Raw genomic sequence first — 17531 nt, 5'->3', positions numbered from 1 at the left:
GTTTCCGGTGGGGAGCAAACGCTAACGATGCCCCAAAAAATTGTTGCGATCTTCCCGTCGAATCCGTTCTTTGATTTGACTGGTCAACGAGCTAGCGCAACGTTAGGAGTTGTAATCTTTGCTGTCTTTTTAGGGATTGCTTATTTAAAGATTAAAGACAAAAAAGTCAAAGAAGCTAAATTATTTAAAGACATTGTCGACAGCGCTTATGAAATTGTCATGTCGGTAGTTCGTTTGTTCATTTCTTATGCCCCATATGCTGTACTGACTATTATGATTGCAACGATTGTTAATAATGATGTTACAGCCGTGCTGAAACTAGCTAAGTTCTTTGCAGTTGCATATATCGGTATGTTGGCAATGTTTTTGATTCAGTTGTTAATTTTAACGATTTGCGGGTTGCCCCCCGTTCGTTATTTATCCAAAGCATTCCCGGTGTTGGCATTTGCTTTCATCACGGCTTCCAGTGCGGGATCGATGCCAATGAACATCGAGATGCAGGACGAATTAAATATTCCTCGCGGGGTTTCAAGTTTAGCCGCTTCCTTTGCGACATCTATGGGGATGAACGGCTGTGCCGGAGTTTATCCTGGGATCGTAATTGCAATTGTAGCGATGACGCAAAATATCAATCCAATTGACCCTCAATTTTTGCTATATGCCGGTTTGGTGATTGCTTTGACTTCTTTTGGAATCGCCGGAACAGGCGGTGGGGGGACAGTTGCCGCAATTATTTCTTTATCTGCTTTAGGTTTGCCGGTTGGGTTAGTCGGTGTCTTTATTGCTGTGGAACCATTGATCGATATGGGACGGACGGCGCTTAATCTAAATGGTGGCGTTGTCGCTAGCGCCGTGACTTGCAAAGTAAATCGCATTAAATTGTCACAGAGTAAATAGTTTGTCCAACTTCCTCAGAAATCTTTGAGGAAGTTTTTTATATGTCCTGAAAACTACTTGCTCTGCGAGTGGTTCCAGCGAGGTATAAAAAAGCCTCCCAAAATTGATAGACTGAGGATGGTTTCCCGACCGCATCACGAACAAATTTAGGAGGACCTTTATAAAAAAAGGATAATAAAAGTTTCGTATATACAAAATGGAGATGGAAGTATCACGCAGAACAAACCACCCGTGTGAACGGGTGGTTTTGATTATTTTACCAAATGCGGACACGTTTTTCAGGAGCTAAGTACATCGCATCATTTGGTTGGATATCAAAGACTTGATAAAAATCTGCTAGATTTTGGACTTGGACATTGGCTCGTAATTTGTTCGGCGCATGAACGTCGATTGATAAGAGTAATTGGGTGTATTCTGGGCGAGCCTTCATCCGCCAAATCGTAGCCCAATTCATGAAAAAGTCTACTAGATCAACATCGGCGTCTTTTTTGGCAGCTTCTAACGCACAGCTTAAGCCGCCGGCATCGGCGATGTTTTCTGAGACAGTCAATTTGCCGTTGACCTTTCCACCCGCGATTTCTAGGCCGTCGAATTCTGCAATCATTTGATCGGCCAATTTTTGGAAATGTTTTTGATCTTCTTCTGTCCACCAATTGTTCAGATTTCCGTACTCATCAAAAAGTGAACCATTGTTATCAAAGGCATGGGAGATTTCATGGGCGATCACGGCACCAATCCCGCCAAAGTTTTGACTGCTGGATTGTTTTAAGCTGTAAAAGGGTGCTTGTAAAATCGCCGCAGGGAAGACAATGATATTCCGGAATGGATGGTAATAAGCATTGACCGTATCTGCGCTCATTTCCCATTCAGCGCGCTCGACCGGCTGGTTCCACTTTTGATAATCAGCCAGGCGTTTTAGTTGGCTGAAATGAAGAGCGTTGGCTAGCAACGTCCCGCCTTGTTCAGCAGGAATTACTTTGAATTGTGAATAAATCGGCGGAATCGTTGCTGGATAACCCACATGGATTCCCAGTGCTTCCAGTTTAGTAATGGCCTTTTCACGAGTCGCTTGACTGAGCCAAGTATTGTTGTTTAAACGTTCTTGGTAAATACTGACCATCCGTTGGACCATCTGCTCGACATCTTTTTTCGCTTGTTCACCAAAATATTTTTTGCCGTAATAATCACCAACAACTTGATCGAAACGTCCAGAAGCAAGATAGAAGGCCGCTTTTTCTTGTGGGCGAGCTTCTGGCGCGCCAGAAAGGGCTCGGCTGTAACTACCGCCGACTTGTCGGAATTCTTCGCTGAGGTAAGCAGTCAAGGCATTGATCGTCATGACTAGCATCCAGCTTTTCATTTGCGGGAAGGTCGCTGGATTTACTAAATCATTAAGCTTTTCAAAATAAACGGGCTCGGTCACGATAATTTTTTCGGGAATTTCACCGACCAAACCTACTAGTAAATTGTTCAAATCAAGATGTTGGCTGTGTTTGACAAACTCAGCACCGCTTTCGGGATTATACATTTTGCTGTAATCGGCATTTTCTTCTGCACTTTTTACGTGAGGGGCTAATAAGCGATCATACTGCAAGGCTTCATCGGTAATTTTTTCGGCCTGATCGACTTCATAGCCGGCTAAAGCAAAAAGTTTCAAAGTCATTTCTTTAAAAATTGCCAAAAGCTGTGGTGCTTGCGGATGATCCGTTTCGTAGTAGGTCTTATCAGGTAAGATCAAACTCGGTACGCCAGCAAATAAAGCATTAATTTTTGTGTTTTTCATGTCAGCATCAACATCTAGCCCAAATGGTAAAGGCAGACCTTTAAGCATCCAACTGCTCAACTGTTGATCCAAATCGGCTAAATTTTTCAATTCAGCCACTTGATTTAAGATGGGGAGCAGTGGTGTAGCACCATCTTGATCGCGTTTTTGATAATCGTTAGCTAGTTGAAAATAGGTGATGTACTCACGCATTAAATTATTTGGGATCAGAGCAGCATTTTCGCTCATTTTTTTAGTGTCCCTAAGTAATAAATCGTCGATCTCATCCACTAGATCTTGAAAGCCACCGGTGGCCGGTTTATCTACTGGAATCGTCGCGTGCTCGATCCACTCGCCATTGACAGCTTCATATAAATCCGTTTTGATTTTTGTTTTATCCATGAAAATTTACAGCTCCTTTGTATTTGTTCTTCCGTCTATACTATAATAAAACAAATAATGCGTTACCCATAGAAAAGAACCTTGTTTTGAAAATCTTGGCTGTAACGGTTCTAACTAAAAGAAGGGTGTGAATGAGTAAAAATGACTTATCCAACAGATCGCTGGATCGAACTTAACAGTTTTGAAACGTATCGAAAGTGGAAAACACCGCGTGGCTACTTATGCGGAACCTACGCCAGCAGTGTTCTATTGGCTTACTGGCAGGATCAGTTGGCTGAGAATATTTTGCCATGCGAACTACGAAAAAAAGCGAGCGGGGAAAACGAAAAATTGATTCAAGTGTTGCAGCCACTTCTGCAGCCGCTTGATTTTCCGACTGTTCCGCTCCAAATTTCAACTGGATTAAACCGCTTCTTTCGGCGCTACGGGCTAGCGTACCGGGCACGGGGAACCGCGGCTGGTTCTTGGCAGCGGGTAACGAAACGGATCTTGAATGGTGAACCAGTTATGCTGGGACTTTTACAGCTGCGTGGTAGCAGTTATAAGAATCACTGGGTGGTGGTCCATGGTTTTATGGAGACGGCAGCAGGCGAACGTTTTTATAAAATTCACGATAATTGGGGGAACAGTGCTGCGGTAATCCCTGCCAAATGGGGAAATGGGACGATTTCTTTGGTTCCACAAAAAAGCAAGGCATAAAGCCGAACAAATAAGTTTGAGCCTGGCGCATGAAAAAAGTAAAATCTGCGGCATCCAATACAAAATATGTTAAACTGATGGTACAAAACTACTTGGAGGGACACCATGTCAGAAGAAAGTAATGATAAGTTTAAAATTTTTAGCCTTAACGGGAACCGCCCCTTGGCTGAAAAAATCGCAGCTGTTTGCGGCGTGCCATTAGGTAAAAGTACGGTAAAACAATTTAGTGACGGAGAAATTGCGATTAACTTGGAAGAGACGGTTCGTGGCTTTGATGTTTATTTGATTCAATCGACGAATGAGCCAGTGAATGATTATTACATGGAACTATTGATCATGATTGATGCGTTAAAACGGGCAAGTGCGCGAACGATCAATGTGGTGTTGCCGTATTATGCCTATGCTAGACAAGACCGCACAGCTAAACCGCATGAGCCAATCACCGCTAAGTTAGTGGCCAATCTACTTTCGGATGCTGGCGCGACACGAGTCTTAACGCTTGATTTGCACACGGTGCAAGTCCAAGGGTTCTTTGATATTCCGGTGGACAATCTGTTTACGATGCCGTTGTTTGCTCATTATTACCGCCGTCGTGGCATGGTGGGGGATGACTATGTAGTCGTTTCACCGAAAAATAGCGGCGTGCAACGTGCACGTAGTTTAGCCGAGTATTTAGACACAGCGATTGCGATTGTTGACGTTGCAGAAGAAGGAAATCCTGATTCTGGTTATGTGATCGGTGATGTCGAAGGACGTTGCTGTATCATGGTGGACGATATTTTAAATACCGGCAGTGTTTTCGCTAATGCTGCTAAAACATTGAAAAAAGCTGGCGCTAAAGAAGTCGTTGCTTGTGCTTCCCATGGATTATTATCTCCTCCTGCAAAAGAGAATTTGGATGCTGCGGATATCCAAGATATTTGTATTACCGATTCTGTTTTGACTGCACCCGAACGTCATCCTGAAAAACTATCAATTATTAGTTGTGCAGAATTGATGGGGGAAGCACTGAAGCGAATCCATCAAAATGAATCGGTCAGTCCATTGTTTACGATGGAACGAAAAGATTTTAAATAAAAAGGCTACAACACCCTTTATAACAAATTAATTAATGTCTGGCTTCACGAACAAGTTTTATAGCTGAGCGACACAACGGCATGGCTGATGTGGACCGTAATTATTTGGTGCTCAAAAGCTAAGCGCGTTCATGAAGCCATTATTATAGAAAGGTTCGAAGTTTTGTGGAAAATATTTATTTAGATCATGCGGCGACGAGCCCCATGCATCCAGAAGTCATAGCGACGATGACAGAAGTCATGGCTGAAACGTTTGGCAATCCTTCAAGTATCCACTCCTTTGGTCGGCAAGCCGCAGGTCAATTGGAACGGGCACGGGAAATCATTGGAAAGAGTCTCGGAGTCAAATATCATGAGATCATTTTTAATAGTGGAGGAACCGAAGGCGACAATACGGTGATTTTAGAGACTGCTTTTGGCCGTCAACAAGAAGGAAGACATCTGATTACCACTCAAATTGAGCATCCTGCGGTGATCAACACGATGAAGTATTTGGAAACCCAAGGATTTGAAGTGACTTATTTGCCAGTCGATCGTAAAGGAAATATTTCATTGGCTGACTTTGAGGCTGCTTTGCGACCCGATACGATATTAGTATCGATTATGTACGGCAATAATGAGATCGGAAATTTGATGCCGATCAAAGAAATCGGCGAGCGTTTGCAGGAGCATCCCGCATATTTTCATACCGATGCCGTTCAGGCCTATGGCAATCAATGGATTCGCCCCCATGAATTAGGGGTTGATTTTTTAAGTATCTCGGCGCATAAAATTAATGGACCTAAAGGCGTCGGTTTCCTTTTTAAGAGCGACCAAGTGAAGTTGCAACCGTTACTGCGCGGTGGCGAGCAAGAAGAGAAGCGTCGCGCTGGAACAGAAAATTTAGCCGGTATTTGTGGAATGGCCAAAGCCGTCGAGCTGTTAACTGAAGACGAACGAGAAAAACGGCGTAAGTTATACGATCAATTCACTCAGAAAATTTTGGTGGCTTTAGATCAAGCGGGAATTGATTATCAGGTGAACGGAGATTTAAGTAATAAATTGCCCCATGTCTTGAATTTACGTTTTAAGGGAATCGTCAACGACTTGTTGCTGATGAAATTAGATTTGCAGGGGATCGCGGTTTCGACCGGTTCTGCTTGTACTGCTGGAACAATTGATCCCTCCCATGTCTTAGAAGCGATGTATGGCAAGAATGCACCAGAAATTAAAGAATCACTACGAGTTAGCTTTGGTTATGGCAATACGCTAGAACAAGTCGATTATTTTACTGAACAGCTAGTGGACAGCATCCAAGAACTGACAAAGTAGATTGAAATGACTGCTACTTATCTTTATAATTAAGAATGTAAGAATAAAAGATGAGGTGAGCAGATGGCATTTACGAAAACAGCGACAATCAAAGGATCAAAATATTCCTATGCATTAGCACCAACCGCCAAAAAATATACATTGCGGGATAACGGCTTTACGGAAACGAGTTCCGGTAATTTCCAATTAATTCGTCCCTTACAAGCGACGCCCCAAAGTAAAGAAGGTTTCAAATTAAAAATCACTGTTGCTAAAGATCTCGAAAGTTTTAAAATGTCGGTAACGACAGCCAACGGATTAAAAGCCGTCGATATTTTTAAAGACAGTAAACAAGAGCTAGTTCAAGAAAAATTTTATTTTTTATTGGATGGAATGATTGATCGTGGCTTGTTTGTAAAAGAAGAAATTTAAAGATCAGGCGAATCTTGGCTGTCAAGATTCGCTTTTTTCGTGGGCAAAAGCAAATCAGCTAATTATTTATGAGTTAAAATTAACAGGTTATTTCTCTCAGGTCATTAATTTAACGGTACTATATTTATATTTCGCTTTCCATACTGTGATATTCACCTTTTTTTCATCATTTTTTTAAGGCTTAAGAGCTTATAATTTAGTAGATTATGGTACACTAAGATTAAGAAATTGTTGGAAACGAAGGTGAGAAGTTGGTTCACAAGATACATACAATCGTGCATCACAAAATTATCTCTGATTTTCGTCTCTTGTCTGGGCTGACCGTCTCCATTGAAGACTGTGCCTATTTGACGAAAACGTTTCAAAAATATGGGATAGATGATTATTACATTAGCAATTATCAAGGTAACAGTTATTTAACTCGCTATGTGGATTATTTTATTGATGGGATTCCTTGCTGGAAATATAAAAAGCAGTATTTGATTCCTTTGATTTTTCGTGATATGCCGGATACCCAAAAAATGTTCACAGATATGTATCGCTGGGAAGGCTTTTTTATTCTATTAGATTGGTATCTGAAATATAATCCGGAAAAAGTCTTGATCAAGTGTAGTAAAAAAAACAAGAAGATAGAAGTCATCGATACCGCGTTTTTGGTTTTTCGTTTGTGGGAAATTTGTGATGGGGCAGCTTTTCCCATGGCTAACTTCAATAATCTTTCGGAGTTTGAACAGTGGAATCAGGTCTTCCATTTGATTGATACCGGCAAATCATTTAAGCGAACTAAGGAATTTGATGCGACTAAAGTAGAGGATCTGACTCAGTTAGAAGCTGTCCTTACGATTATAAAATTGAAATACCAAGCACTTTTGCAAAAACAAGGCTACCAAGTTTAACTTGATAGCCTTGTTTATTGTTAGATTGAATGAGTTGACAATGGAAAAGGGCATTTTTCTGAGAGAGATGGTAGAATAGAAGAAACAATTCGAATTCGTTTGTAGGTGATTAGAATGAAATACTTTATCTCAGATACGCATTATTTTCATGAAAATCTTTTAGGCGATAATGATTTTGCACCACGTTTGTTTGCTACGGTGGAAGAAATGAACCAACAGCTGATTACTGCTTGGAATGAGGTAGTAAATGAGAAAGACACGGTTTATCATTTAGGTGATGTGGCGATGCATCCCCAGTATGAGCGTGGCTTTGCGGAGATTTTTGCTCAATTGGTGCAGTTAAAGGGGAAGATTGTTTTTATTAAAGGCAATCATGATTCGCGAACATTTTTTAAATATCTAGCGGCTCATGATCCCAAACTGGCAAATGGCGAAGACAAGTTTGAATTTCATGATGTAGGAGTTATTGTGAAATTTAACCATCACCAATATTATTTGACCCATTATCCGATGTTGTTAGGCAAGACATTAAACATTCGTAATTTGCATGGTCATATTCACAATTATAGTATGCCGATTGCAGAAGACATCAATGTCGGTGTTGATGCTCCCGAACGAGGCTTTTTACAGACGCCGCTACCTTTTGGTACACCGATTTCTGAAAATCTGATCGATGAAATCGCTGCGTATAAAGAGGCCGAAATAAAGAAATTGAAATAATTCAGTTAAACAAAGAGCCCGCTTCAATTGAAGCGGGCTCTTTGTTTATTGATGTGCCAGAACTTTTTGATACAGCTGTTTGGTTTTAGCCGCATCTTTGTTGGTGTAATAATAGTCTCGCGTTTTAGTGCTAATTTTTAAAATGGGTTGCGATTGATAATCAACGAAAAGCGTCGCCGGCTGGCCCTCAACTTTAAAACTGCCGATAGCATAATTATTGGTAGCAAGACCGCTGACTTTCATTCCAGCCGCGGGCATCTGATTGATCAAAGCGACATTCTTCATCTCAGCGTAAGGGATTTCGCTGGCTTTAGTCAATGGACCATCCAATCTTAGGGTTGTTTGTTTCGCTTCATAAGTCAGTGGGTTTGGATGATAATCTAGAATATACAAGGGTACGACCGTTACTATCATTGCACCGATCAGGACAACTGGTAAAAGCGCCATTAAAATTTTGCCGCCAGTTCGACCTAGGTTGACTGTCAAGTTCATCCCGATTCGGTCTGGCAGCATCAAGCGATGATCTGCGGGATTACAGTAGAGGCCATAGCGCCAATAATAATCATCCCCGGCATAACGAAAACTGGGTGTTTGGGACAACAGTTGATCCTGTTTCTGCCGTAAGCGCAGCAGCCAATAGAAAGTGGCGCCACAGAAAAAGAAGATCAGCGCAAATTCTACTACCATCATAAATGCAAAGAAACGGTCACTGATGTTCATAGTCAGCATCGGGATATAAACAATCAAAATGACGAAAAAGCTGCTAACCACCATGAAGGCCGACCAATAGAATTTGGTTAGATCATTGGATTGTTGATTGATCTGAGCGTCATTAGTCAAAGCTTTGACCGGCAGGCGCTGGATTGCCCACCAACCTAAAATAAATAAAACGAGGCTGAAGCCACAAATAGCAAATAAAAGCCAAGTAAAGTTTGCTAGCTGGAATAGATTTAATAATAAGAGCAGGACAAATGCGAGACCGAACCACCAAGGTGAAACCAACTTACGATTTTTCGCAAGCACAAGTTTTGTATCGACTTGAACTGGTTGTGGGGTCAATTGCCAGTCGTTTTCCACGATTAGTTGGTGACCTTTGCGAATATAACGAATCTGGAGTAAGTAGCCAGCTCCTAGGGTGATAAACAACAAGACGAAAAATAGAATCATAAAAATAGAATCTTTCATGGGAATTAATAATGTCAGATCTAACAGAGTTAACCCCCAGGCCAATTGAAACTGACGCTTCCGATATGCTTGGCGAAAAGCCAAAACCTTGGGATCATTAATCTTATCTGCTGGAAAAGTATTTTCGATGATCACATAGTTATGGGGTTTAGCGGCTAAAGAACTGGTAAAGGCCATAATGAAATTACAAAAAATCAAAACGGCTAAAATAATTGGGGATAGCATTAGGCATCTTCCTTTCTAAAACTTGACAAAATTTGTTGAACTTTTTTCTGAATAGCTTTCTCATCAGGTTCGGCTAAGTAAAGCTCGGCTAACAATAAGGTAAGGTTTTCTTCATTTTTTTCCGTTGCTGTGACAGGAAGTGGAGCAACCAAGGTACCTTTGCGCCGATCGGTGATCAAATAGCCTTCTTCCCGCAGCTGTTGGTAGCCTTTTGAAACAGTCATCGTGTTGACACCTAGTTCATCAGCAAATTGTCGGACGGTAGGCAATTGTTCGTTCGGTTTTAGTTCGCCACGAGCAATCCCAATAATAATTTGTTTACGTAATTGCAAATAGATCGGTTCTTCTGAATGAGGATCGATTTCTAAAATCATTTGAAGGCCTCCTTTGTATTGTTTATATTAATACAAACGATACAAAAATGCAAAGAAAAGAATTATTTATCGAAAATTTAGGATTTATGTTGTATAATGCATCTTACTGAAAAGTTGCGACCTTCAAATCGTAGAGTTTTCGGAAATCTATTTTGAAATGATGGTGATACTGTGTCTAACAGCAACACACGAGTCGTCGTAGGAATGAGCGGCGGCGTCGATTCATCGGTAACAGCTTTGTTGTTAAAAGAACAAGGGTATGATGTAGTCGGCATTTTTATGAAAAATTGGGATGACACTGATGAAAATGGTGTCTGTACCGCGACAGAAGATTATAAGGACGTGGCGAAAGTCGCAGCTCAAATTGGGATTCCTTATTACTCTGTCAACTTTGAAAAGGAATACTGGGACCGTGTTTTTGAATATTTCTTAGCGGAATATCGTGCCGGTCGCACGCCAAATCCTGACGTAATGTGTAACAAAGAAATCAAATTCAAAGCTTTCTTGGATTACGCAATGGAATTAGGGGCAGACTATGTGGCCACTGGGCATTACGCTCAAGTCGAAAAAGACGAAAACGGTGTGGTTCATATGCTGCGGGGTGTGGACAACAATAAGGATCAAACGTATTTCTTAAGTCAACTGTCACAAGAACAATTAGCTAAGACGTTGTTTCCTTTAGGCGGCATGCAAAAACCAGAAGTTCGCGCAATTGCCGAACGCGCTGGCTTAGCAACTGCTAAGAAAAAGGATTCAACCGGAGTTTGCTTTATCGGTGAAAAGAATTTCAAACAATTCTTAAGCAACTATCTGCCTGCCAAAAAAGGCAAGATGGTAACACTTGATGGTGAAGAAAAGGGAACCCATGACGGTTTGATGTACTACACCATCGGTCAACGTCAAGGTTTAGGAATCGGCGGTGGCGGAAAAACCAACGATCCATGGTTCGTGGTTGGAAAAGATTTATCAACCAATACCTTATACGTCGGACAAGGTTTCCATAATGAAGCGTTATATGCGACTAGTTTGGATGCCAGTGAAATTCATTTTACAACCAATGAAGATCGGCCAAAAGAATTCAAATGTACAGCGAAGTTCCGTTATCGTCAACAAGATGTACCAGTAACGGTTCGTTTACTGGAGGGTGATCGGGCAGAAGTGAGCTTTGATGATCCTGTTCGTGCAATCACACCAGGACAAGCTGTTGTATTCTATGATGGCATGGAATGTCTAGGTGGCGGCTTGATTGATCATGCTTATCAAGCAACTAAAGAATTACAATACATTTAAATAGGTTGATAGTTTGAGCCCACATTGAAATGTGGGCTCTTTTTTAGTTGTAAATTCGAACATGGAACCTTTTTATCAAAAATATTTACAGAAAATTCTTGAAAAATGGAATGATTCTCTTTACATACCCATCTAATTGTGGGAATATACTAATTAAAAAATTATTAAAAATGGAAGAGAGTTGGGTGAGTTTATGAATGGTGTTGTTCTTTTGGTTTTTGCAATTATTTGTTTTGTCGCTGCTTATTTTATTTATTCTCGATGGTTGGAAAAAAAATGGGGAATTAATCCGAAAGCAGTGACTCCGGCGATTGCCTTAGAAGATGGTGAGGATTATGTACCAGAACCAGCGTTTGTGGTTTTTAGTCATCAGTTTTCATCAATCACTGGCGCGGGTCCCGTTACTGGACCAATTATTGCAGCCATGTTTGGCTGGTTACCGGCATTTTTATGGATTCTATTTGGCGGGATTTTCTTTGGGGCTGTTCATGATTTTGGTGCACTGTATGCTTCAGTGAAAAACGAAGGGAAATCAATTGGGTTGATCATTGAAAAATATATCGGTAAAGTGGGTAAAAAATTATTCCTATTATTCTGTTGGTTGTTCTCACTATTAGTTATCGCCGCCTTTGGTGATATTGTAGCGACAACTTTTAATGGAATGACACCAGATGTACCGGCTACGGTGAATACGGCTAATGCTTCGGCCGCTTCGATTTCAATGTTGTTTATCGTTTCTGCCGTTTTAGTTGGTTTGTTCATGAAAAAGGTTCATTTAAAAGGGATTGCGATGCATATTTTTGGGATTGTAGTTCTATTGGTGACATTGGCTATTGGGATAATGTTTCCCATTTTTGCGGATAAACAGACTTGGTTATTGATTGTATTTGCGTACTTATTCTTAGCTTCTGTCATGCCGATTTGGTTGTTAATGGCACCACGTGATTTTTTGAGTACGTATATGCTGTTAGGTATGATCGTCGCCGCCGTTTTAGGACTTTTGGTTGAGGCACCCATGGTTAAATTGAATGTTTTCAATGGTTTTGCAGTACAAGATGCGACTGGAAATGTGAAGTATTTATTCCCAATTCTATTCATCACCGTTGCTTGTGGTGCAGTCTCTGGTTTTCATAGCCTAGTTTCTTCTGGAACATCATCAAAACAGGTGAGCAATGAAAAACATATGCGTCCGATTAGTTACGGAGCGATGATGTGTGAGTGTGTCTTAGCGGTCGTTGCTTTAGTTGTGGCTGGTGCAGTTGCTAAAAATGGTCAATTACCAGCAGGAACACCTTTTCAAATTTTTTCTGGTTCCGTTGCTGGTTTTTTAACAAAATTCGGTCTGCCATTGAATATTGCTCAAGCCTTTATGACCATGTGTGTATCGGCTTTAGCTTTGACATCATTGGATTCAGTGGCTCGAATCGGACGGATGTCTCTGCAGGAATTCTTTTATGAAGAAGGAGAAGAACAAAGTGGGTTAATAAAAGCACTTACCAATAAATATGTAGCGACGATTGTCACTTTAGGTGTGGGCTTTGTTTTATCACTAGGTGGCTACAACAGTGTTTGGCCGTTGTTTGGCTCAGCCAACCAATTATTGGCAGCGATGGTGATGATTGCAGTGGCTGTTTATATGAAGACGTCAAAAAAATCAGGCGTGATGTTTTATATACCGATGGGGATCATGTTGACAGTCACATTTACTGCGCTAGGGATGTCAATTTATGGCTTAGTAACTAAATTACTTCAAGCGACAGAGTATGTAGTAACAATTCCATCAGTTCCAGCGGCGGGTCAATTTGTTTTCTTATCGGATGGCTTACAGTTGATATTTGCTTTATTATTATTAGGTCTAGGTTTAATGGTGGCTAACAAGTGTCTACATTCTTTAGTTAATGTCGATACTGAAGCTGCAGATAGCCGAGTAGCTGAATAAGTTGCTAGGTTGAATGCTAGTTTAAATGAATAAAGAAGACACTGCTGATTGGCAGTGTCTTCTTCGTTTTATGAAAGACTTTGAGCAAAATGAGCCATCGCAACTTTAACTTCGTTTAATTTCTCAGGTTTGATCAAAGGAAATAATTTTTCTTGAATTTTTTTAAATTCTTGGAGACTTAACGCATCGGTTTCTTGATCGGCAAAACTTTTAATCAAAATTGATTTTGCTTCTTCTTCTTTGCCTTCAATCGTATTGTTTAGGAAAAAATCTAAAAATTTTAATTGTCCATCAAGCATAGTATCCACTTCTTTCATTAGTTTCATTCAATAGTATAAAAAAATAAAGGGAAAGTTGCTATTAATAAGTCTTGAAAGCTAATGAGTTTCTTGCGGTTGTGGATCTTTTTCGGCAATTTCTTTGGTGTTGCGATGAACTAATAGATAATTGACTAACACTAATGCCGAGGTGGAAATAAAGACGCCGCGATAACCAAAAATAGAGGAAACGCTGGAACCAATCATCGGCCCGACAACATTTCCGGCTGCTTGGAAGGACTGATTATAACTAAAAATTCTTCCAGCGGCATCATGAGGCGAATATTTAGTAATCAAGGCTTGGACAGCTGGCAACAGACAGGCATCAGAAATTCCGACTAAAAAACGTAAAATGGCTAGTTGCCAAACATTGGTAACGATGGCCATCGGTAGAAAGACCAACATCGCAAAAATCAAGCCAATACCTAAGACTTTTTCACTGCCGATTCGATCGCCGAGACGACCAAAACGAGGCGCAGCAATCAAGGTAGCAATTCCGGGGATGGAGGCAATAATACCACTGACCAAGGTGACGTTCCCCTGATTATGCATTAATTGTCGAATGTATAAACTAATGATGGGGCTGATGGAATTGTTCGAAGCCTGAATGATCATCGTCGTAATAAACATCCCGATAACTACATGAGGGTATTTCAAATTGTGAAAAATCTCTTTTGCCGGAAGCATATCTTTTTTTTCAACTGGCGTGAATTCTTCGCGAACGAAGAACAGGCTGAGTAGGAAGACTAGAAATAAAATACTTCCAGTAATAAAAAAAGTCAGCCGATAGCCAAAAATTGAAGCCGTCACACCGCCGACTAATGGGCCGAGTAAGTTTCCGGTGACAGCACCGGTTGCCAAAGTACCAAGGACTTGACCACTTTTTTCTCGTGGAGTTCCAGTGGCAACTAAGGCGGTAGCATTACTGATATAGCCAGAAAAAACACCTTGTAATAGCCGCAGGCCAATCAATTGATAGACATTGCCGACGATTCCCATCAACCCGATGACAATTGCCATCCCGAGAGAAGCCCGTAACAGCATTAATTTTCGTCCTTTTTGGTCGGCTAAGCGTCCCCACAAAGGCGAAACAATCGCAGTGATCAAAAAAGTTGAGGAAAAAGTAATCCCACTCCAGAAATTTAACTGCTGATTGGTGTAGCTGCCTAATGAATCGATGTAAAGGGACATAAAAGGCATTACGAGACTAAAGGCAATCCCGGCCATAAAAGTACCAAACCATAAAACAATCAAATTTTTTTGCCAAGTGGGTCGTGGTTGAACTAATGCATCTTTGAGTTTACTCAAACTTAAAAAAGCCCTCTTTCAATTTTATGAAATTACCATTGTTGGTTTTCATTATAACTCGGGGAAAGGTCATATAAAATTGAACTGCTCTGTGTTAAAATGAAATTAAGAAAAAATACAATATTTTTCTGAAAAACATTTTTGGGATTGAATTTTTTTAAGGTAGTTATAGTAGGCGAAAACATTTTTCTTGAATTTTTATTCCATCATCCTTATGATTGAACTGAAAGAAGGGGAGCGGGATGTATCAAGTAATTACCATGTATGGTGATAACGAACCTTGGTGGTTTTTTGAAGAGTGGCAAACCGATGTTCAAGAAACCAAAAATTTTGCTGACTTTGACGAAGCAGTGCTTTTTTATGAGGATCGCTGGAGTGAACTTCAAAAGACTAATACATATAGCAACGCCAAACATAATTATTTAAGCGCATTTTGGAACGACCAAGATGAACGCTGGTGCGAAGAGTGTGATGATTATTTGCAACAGTATTGGGGTCTAGCGCTATTAAAGGATGGTCAACCAGTGACTGTTGACAGTAGAAAGGAATTTTATGAAGCAGCTAATTATAGCGGAAAAGCCAAGTGTTGCAAGAGACTTGAGCAAGGTGCTTAACGCGAATCAAAAGAATAAAAATTATTTTGAAGGACCCAATGTTATTGTGACTTGGGCCCTTGGTCATTTATTGAGCTTAAAAATGCCTGAAGACTTGAATAAAGAGTGGCAAAGTTGGCAGATGGAAACTTTACCGATGATTCCAAAGAACATTGGAATCAAACCGTTGCCGAAAACCCGCGGACAGTTAAAGGCCATCCAACAGTTGGCCAAAAGAAAAGATGTTTCTGAAGCCGTGATTGCCACCGATGCTGGGCGTGAAGGAGAGTTGGTTGCTCGCTGGATTTTGGAATATGTGAGATTCGAAAAACCAGTCAAACGCTTATGGATTTCTTCGCAAACGGATAAAGCAATCAAAGATGGTTTTAAAAAGCTAAAACCAGCTAAAGAATATGACAATCTGTATTACTCGGCTTTAGCTCGGGCAAAAGCTGACTGGTTGGTAGGTTTAAATGTGACGCGAGCATTGACGGTCAAATATGAAGATAGTTTATCGGCTGGTCGGGTCCAAACACCGACATTGGCGATGGTGCGTCAGCAAGAGAAGAAAATCGAAAAATTCCGGCCGCAAAATTATTTTGTGGTTTCTCTAGAAGTCGATGGACAGAAAGCCAAACTGAATCAAAAAAATCCCTATGCTATCACAGAACGTGAATCAGCAGAGCAATTAGTCAAAGCATTGTCGCAGCAAAAAGGGACAGTGACTGATATTACGGAAAAAGAAAAAAACGAGCCGGCACCGTTGCCGTATGATTTAACCGAAATTCAGCGGGAAGCGAATGCGCGTTATCAATTTTCCGCGAAGAAAACATTGTCGCTAGTCCAAAGTTTGTACGAGACGCATAAAATCGTCACTTATCCAAGAACGGACAGCAAGTATCTAACGAATGATATGAAAGCAACCATGAAGGAACGTCTGCAGGCGGTCAGTGATTTTGCACCAGAAGTCAAAACTTATATTAAGAATGGCGCACAAGTAAAACAAAAGCGTGTGTTCCAAGACAATAAAGTGACGGATCATCATGCCTTGATCCCCACGGAACAACGAGCACGTTTTGAAAAGCTCTCCACCGATGAACAACGAATCTATAATATGATCGTGACGCGTTTCTTAGGATTGTTTGCGGATGCTCACAAAGAAAGTCAGCAAAAAGTCACCGTGACGTTTCAAAAAGAAACCTTCACTTTCCGCCAAAATAAAGTTTTAGTGGCTGGCTGGAAAACGGTTGAAGAAGCAAAGAAAACGATTCAGTGGTCTGATGGTATGAAGATTGTACCGAATTTTACGATTGAAAAAGCGTTGACTACTCCACCCAAACCATTGAATGAAGGGACCTTATTGGGTCAGATGGAAAAACATAGTCTAGGAACTCCCGCAACTCGTGCGGAAATCATTGAAAAACTGATCAAATCAGAATTGATGGAGCGAACGACTAGCGGCTTAATGGTTTCACCTAAGGGCAAGCAATTACTGGAACTGGTGAATCCATCGCTAGTAACACCAGAGTTGACTGAGAAATGGGAAAAGCAATTAGAAGCGATCGCTGATGGTAAATATAGCAGTAAGCAATTCTTGCAGGAAATCGAAGCGGATACGAAAAAATTAGTCAGTGAAGTCAAACATAGCGATAAAAAATACCAAGACTTCTCAATTACGGCAAAAAAATGTCCAGAGTGTGGTTCGCCACTACGGGAAAAAAATACTCGCGATGGAAAAATTTACAATTGTACTAACCCTGAATGTAATTACCGTCGCCGTAAAGATCCCAAGGTCTCCAACCATCGCTGTCCACAGTGTCACCGTAAAATGGAGATCATCGATGGCAAGAATGGCTCATACTTCCGCTGTAAATACGATGGAACGACAGAAAAAATGTTAGACAAAAAAGAACGTTCGAAAAAAATGACGAAACATGAAGAACGGCGGCTATTAAAAAAAGTCAACAGTCAAGAAGAACCACAGGAAAGTCCTTTAGCCGCAGCTTTAAAAGCCGCGCTGAAAGAGCAAGACTAAACGTAACGGGCTATGATATAAAAAGATGACTTCACTTTCCAAATGGAAAGCTGAAGTCATCTTTTTTTGTTGGTGTAATAACTTTTTTAGG

The 17531-nt window shown here is 40.7% G+C and carries 16 protein-coding genes; 11 read left to right on the top strand and 5 right to left on the bottom strand.

Annotated features, from left to right (window positions below; genetic code table 11):
- Positions 1 to 897 (top strand): cation:dicarboxylate symporter family transporter (locus EP1_RS12335; protein ID WP_067627889.1); only part of this gene is annotated, 897 nt, incomplete at its 5' end.
- A 256-nt stretch (positions 898 to 1153) separates the two neighbouring features.
- Here the strand turns inward: EP1_RS12335 and EP1_RS12330 are convergent.
- Positions 1154 to 3061: a M13 family metallopeptidase gene (locus EP1_RS12330; RefSeq protein ID WP_067627886.1), complete on the bottom strand. Its 1908-nt coding sequence runs from the start codon at positions 3059 to 3061 to the stop codon at positions 1154 to 1156.
- A gap of 141 nt (positions 3062 to 3202) precedes the next feature.
- Between EP1_RS12330 and EP1_RS12325 the strand changes: the two genes are divergently transcribed.
- The 6 genes from EP1_RS12325 (at position 3203) to EP1_RS12300 (ending at position 8174) form a co-directional block, all read left to right on the top strand.
- Positions 3203 to 3760: a hypothetical protein gene (locus tag EP1_RS12325; protein ID WP_067627883.1), complete on the top strand. Its 558-nt coding sequence runs from the start codon at positions 3203 to 3205 to the stop codon at positions 3758 to 3760.
- A gap of 105 nt (positions 3761 to 3865) precedes the next feature.
- Positions 3866 to 4837, top strand: a complete 972-nt coding sequence (locus EP1_RS12320) for a ribose-phosphate diphosphokinase (RefSeq protein WP_067627879.1) — start codon at positions 3866 to 3868, stop codon at positions 4835 to 4837.
- Between the two features lie 164 nt (positions 4838 to 5001).
- Entirely contained in the window at positions 5002 to 6147 is a 1146-nt protein-coding gene (locus EP1_RS12315; protein WP_067627876.1) for a cysteine desulfurase family protein, read from the top strand.
- 63 nt (positions 6148 to 6210) lie between these two features.
- Entirely contained in the window at positions 6211 to 6558 is a 348-nt protein-coding gene (locus tag EP1_RS12310; RefSeq protein ID WP_067627873.1) for a DUF1831 domain-containing protein, read from the top strand.
- Positions 6559 to 6809: 251 nt separating this feature from the next.
- The gene (locus EP1_RS12305) at positions 6810 to 7454 is read left to right on the top strand and encodes a hypothetical protein (RefSeq protein WP_067627870.1); all 645 of its coding nucleotides are present in this window, start codon (positions 6810 to 6812) and stop codon (positions 7452 to 7454) included.
- Positions 7455 to 7568: 114 nt separating this feature from the next.
- On the top strand, positions 7569 to 8174 hold the full coding sequence (locus EP1_RS12300) for a metallophosphoesterase (protein WP_067627867.1): 606 nt from the start codon (positions 7569 to 7571) through the stop codon (positions 8172 to 8174).
- Between the two features lie 45 nt (positions 8175 to 8219).
- On the opposite strand, the gene EP1_RS12295 is transcribed toward EP1_RS12300, so the two are convergent.
- Entirely contained in the window at positions 8220 to 9584 is a 1365-nt protein-coding gene (locus EP1_RS12295; protein ID WP_067627864.1) for a PH domain-containing protein, read from the bottom strand.
- Positions 9584 to 9958: a GntR family transcriptional regulator gene (locus tag EP1_RS12290; protein WP_067627861.1), complete on the bottom strand. Its 375-nt coding sequence runs from the start codon at positions 9956 to 9958 to the stop codon at positions 9584 to 9586. The genes EP1_RS12295 and EP1_RS12290 overlap by 1 nt, the downstream gene beginning before the upstream one ends.
- A 171-nt stretch (positions 9959 to 10129) precedes the next feature.
- Here EP1_RS12290 and mnmA point away from each other — a divergent pair, with 171 nt between their 5' ends.
- Both mnmA and EP1_RS12280 read left to right on the top strand, forming a co-directional pair.
- Positions 10130 to 11248 (top strand): tRNA 2-thiouridine(34) synthase MnmA, encoded by a 1119-nt coding sequence (gene mnmA, locus EP1_RS12285; protein ID WP_157065597.1) that lies wholly within the window; start codon positions 10130 to 10132, stop codon positions 11246 to 11248.
- Positions 11249 to 11441: 193 nt separating this feature from the next.
- Positions 11442 to 13187, top strand: a complete 1746-nt coding sequence (locus EP1_RS12280; RefSeq protein WP_067627857.1) for a carbon starvation CstA family protein — start codon at positions 11442 to 11444, stop codon at positions 13185 to 13187.
- 68 nt (positions 13188 to 13255) lie between these two features.
- Here EP1_RS12280 and EP1_RS12275 read toward each other — a convergent pair whose 3' ends face one another.
- Positions 13256 to 13504, bottom strand: a complete 249-nt coding sequence (locus EP1_RS12275) for a hypothetical protein (RefSeq protein WP_245630618.1) — start codon at positions 13502 to 13504, stop codon at positions 13256 to 13258.
- A gap of 60 nt (positions 13505 to 13564) precedes the next feature.
- The gene (locus EP1_RS12270) at positions 13565 to 14812 is read right to left on the bottom strand and encodes a multidrug efflux MFS transporter (protein ID WP_067627853.1); all 1248 of its coding nucleotides are present in this window, start codon (positions 14810 to 14812) and stop codon (positions 13565 to 13567) included.
- A 242-nt stretch (positions 14813 to 15054) separates the two neighbouring features.
- Between EP1_RS12270 and EP1_RS12265 the strand changes: the two genes are divergently transcribed.
- The gene (locus EP1_RS12265; protein ID WP_067627850.1) at positions 15055 to 15426 is read left to right on the top strand and encodes a DUF1033 family protein; all 372 of its coding nucleotides are present in this window, start codon (positions 15055 to 15057) and stop codon (positions 15424 to 15426) included.
- Positions 15365 to 17440, top strand: coding sequence for a DNA topoisomerase III (locus EP1_RS12260; RefSeq protein ID WP_067627847.1), 2076 nt, complete (start codon positions 15365 to 15367; stop codon positions 17438 to 17440). The genes EP1_RS12265 and EP1_RS12260 overlap by 62 nt, the downstream gene beginning before the upstream one ends.
- Positions 17441 to 17531 lie beyond the last annotated feature (91 nt).

The organism is Enterococcus pseudoavium NBRC 100491, assembly GCF_001544295.1.
Lineage (GTDB): Bacteria > Bacillota > Bacilli > Lactobacillales > Enterococcaceae > Enterococcus_A > Enterococcus_A pseudoavium.
Note: the sequence above shows the minus strand (reverse complement) of the source record. Positions and strands in the feature narration are given on the sequence as shown.

Coding starts and splice junctions, on each gene's coding strand:
- EP1_RS12330 (WP_067627886.1), bottom strand. CDS start 3,061: ATGGATAAAACAAAAATCAAAACGGATTTATATGAAGCTGTCAATGGC.
- EP1_RS12325 (WP_067627883.1), top strand. CDS start 3,203: ATGACTTATCCAACAGATCGCTGGATCGAACTTAACAGTTTTGAAACG.
- EP1_RS12320 (WP_067627879.1), top strand. CDS start 3,866: ATGTCAGAAGAAAGTAATGATAAGTTTAAAATTTTTAGCCTTAACGGG.
- EP1_RS12310 (WP_067627873.1), top strand. CDS start 6,211: ATGGCATTTACGAAAACAGCGACAATCAAAGGATCAAAATATTCCTAT.
- EP1_RS12300 (WP_067627867.1), top strand. CDS start 7,569: ATGAAATACTTTATCTCAGATACGCATTATTTTCATGAAAATCTTTTA.
- EP1_RS12295 (WP_067627864.1), bottom strand. CDS start 9,584: ATGCTATCCCCAATTATTTTAGCCGTTTTGATTTTTTGTAATTTCATT.
- EP1_RS12290 (WP_067627861.1), bottom strand. CDS start 9,958: ATGATTTTAGAAATCGATCCTCATTCAGAAGAACCGATCTATTTGCAA.
- EP1_RS12280 (WP_067627857.1), top strand. CDS start 11,442: ATGAATGGTGTTGTTCTTTTGGTTTTTGCAATTATTTGTTTTGTCGCT.
- EP1_RS12275 (WP_245630618.1), bottom strand. CDS start 13,504: ATGAAAGAAGTGGATACTATGCTTGATGGACAATTAAAATTTTTAGAT.
- EP1_RS12265 (WP_067627850.1), top strand. CDS start 15,055: ATGTATCAAGTAATTACCATGTATGGTGATAACGAACCTTGGTGGTTT.
- EP1_RS12260 (WP_067627847.1), top strand. CDS start 15,365: ATGAAGCAGCTAATTATAGCGGAAAAGCCAAGTGTTGCAAGAGACTTG.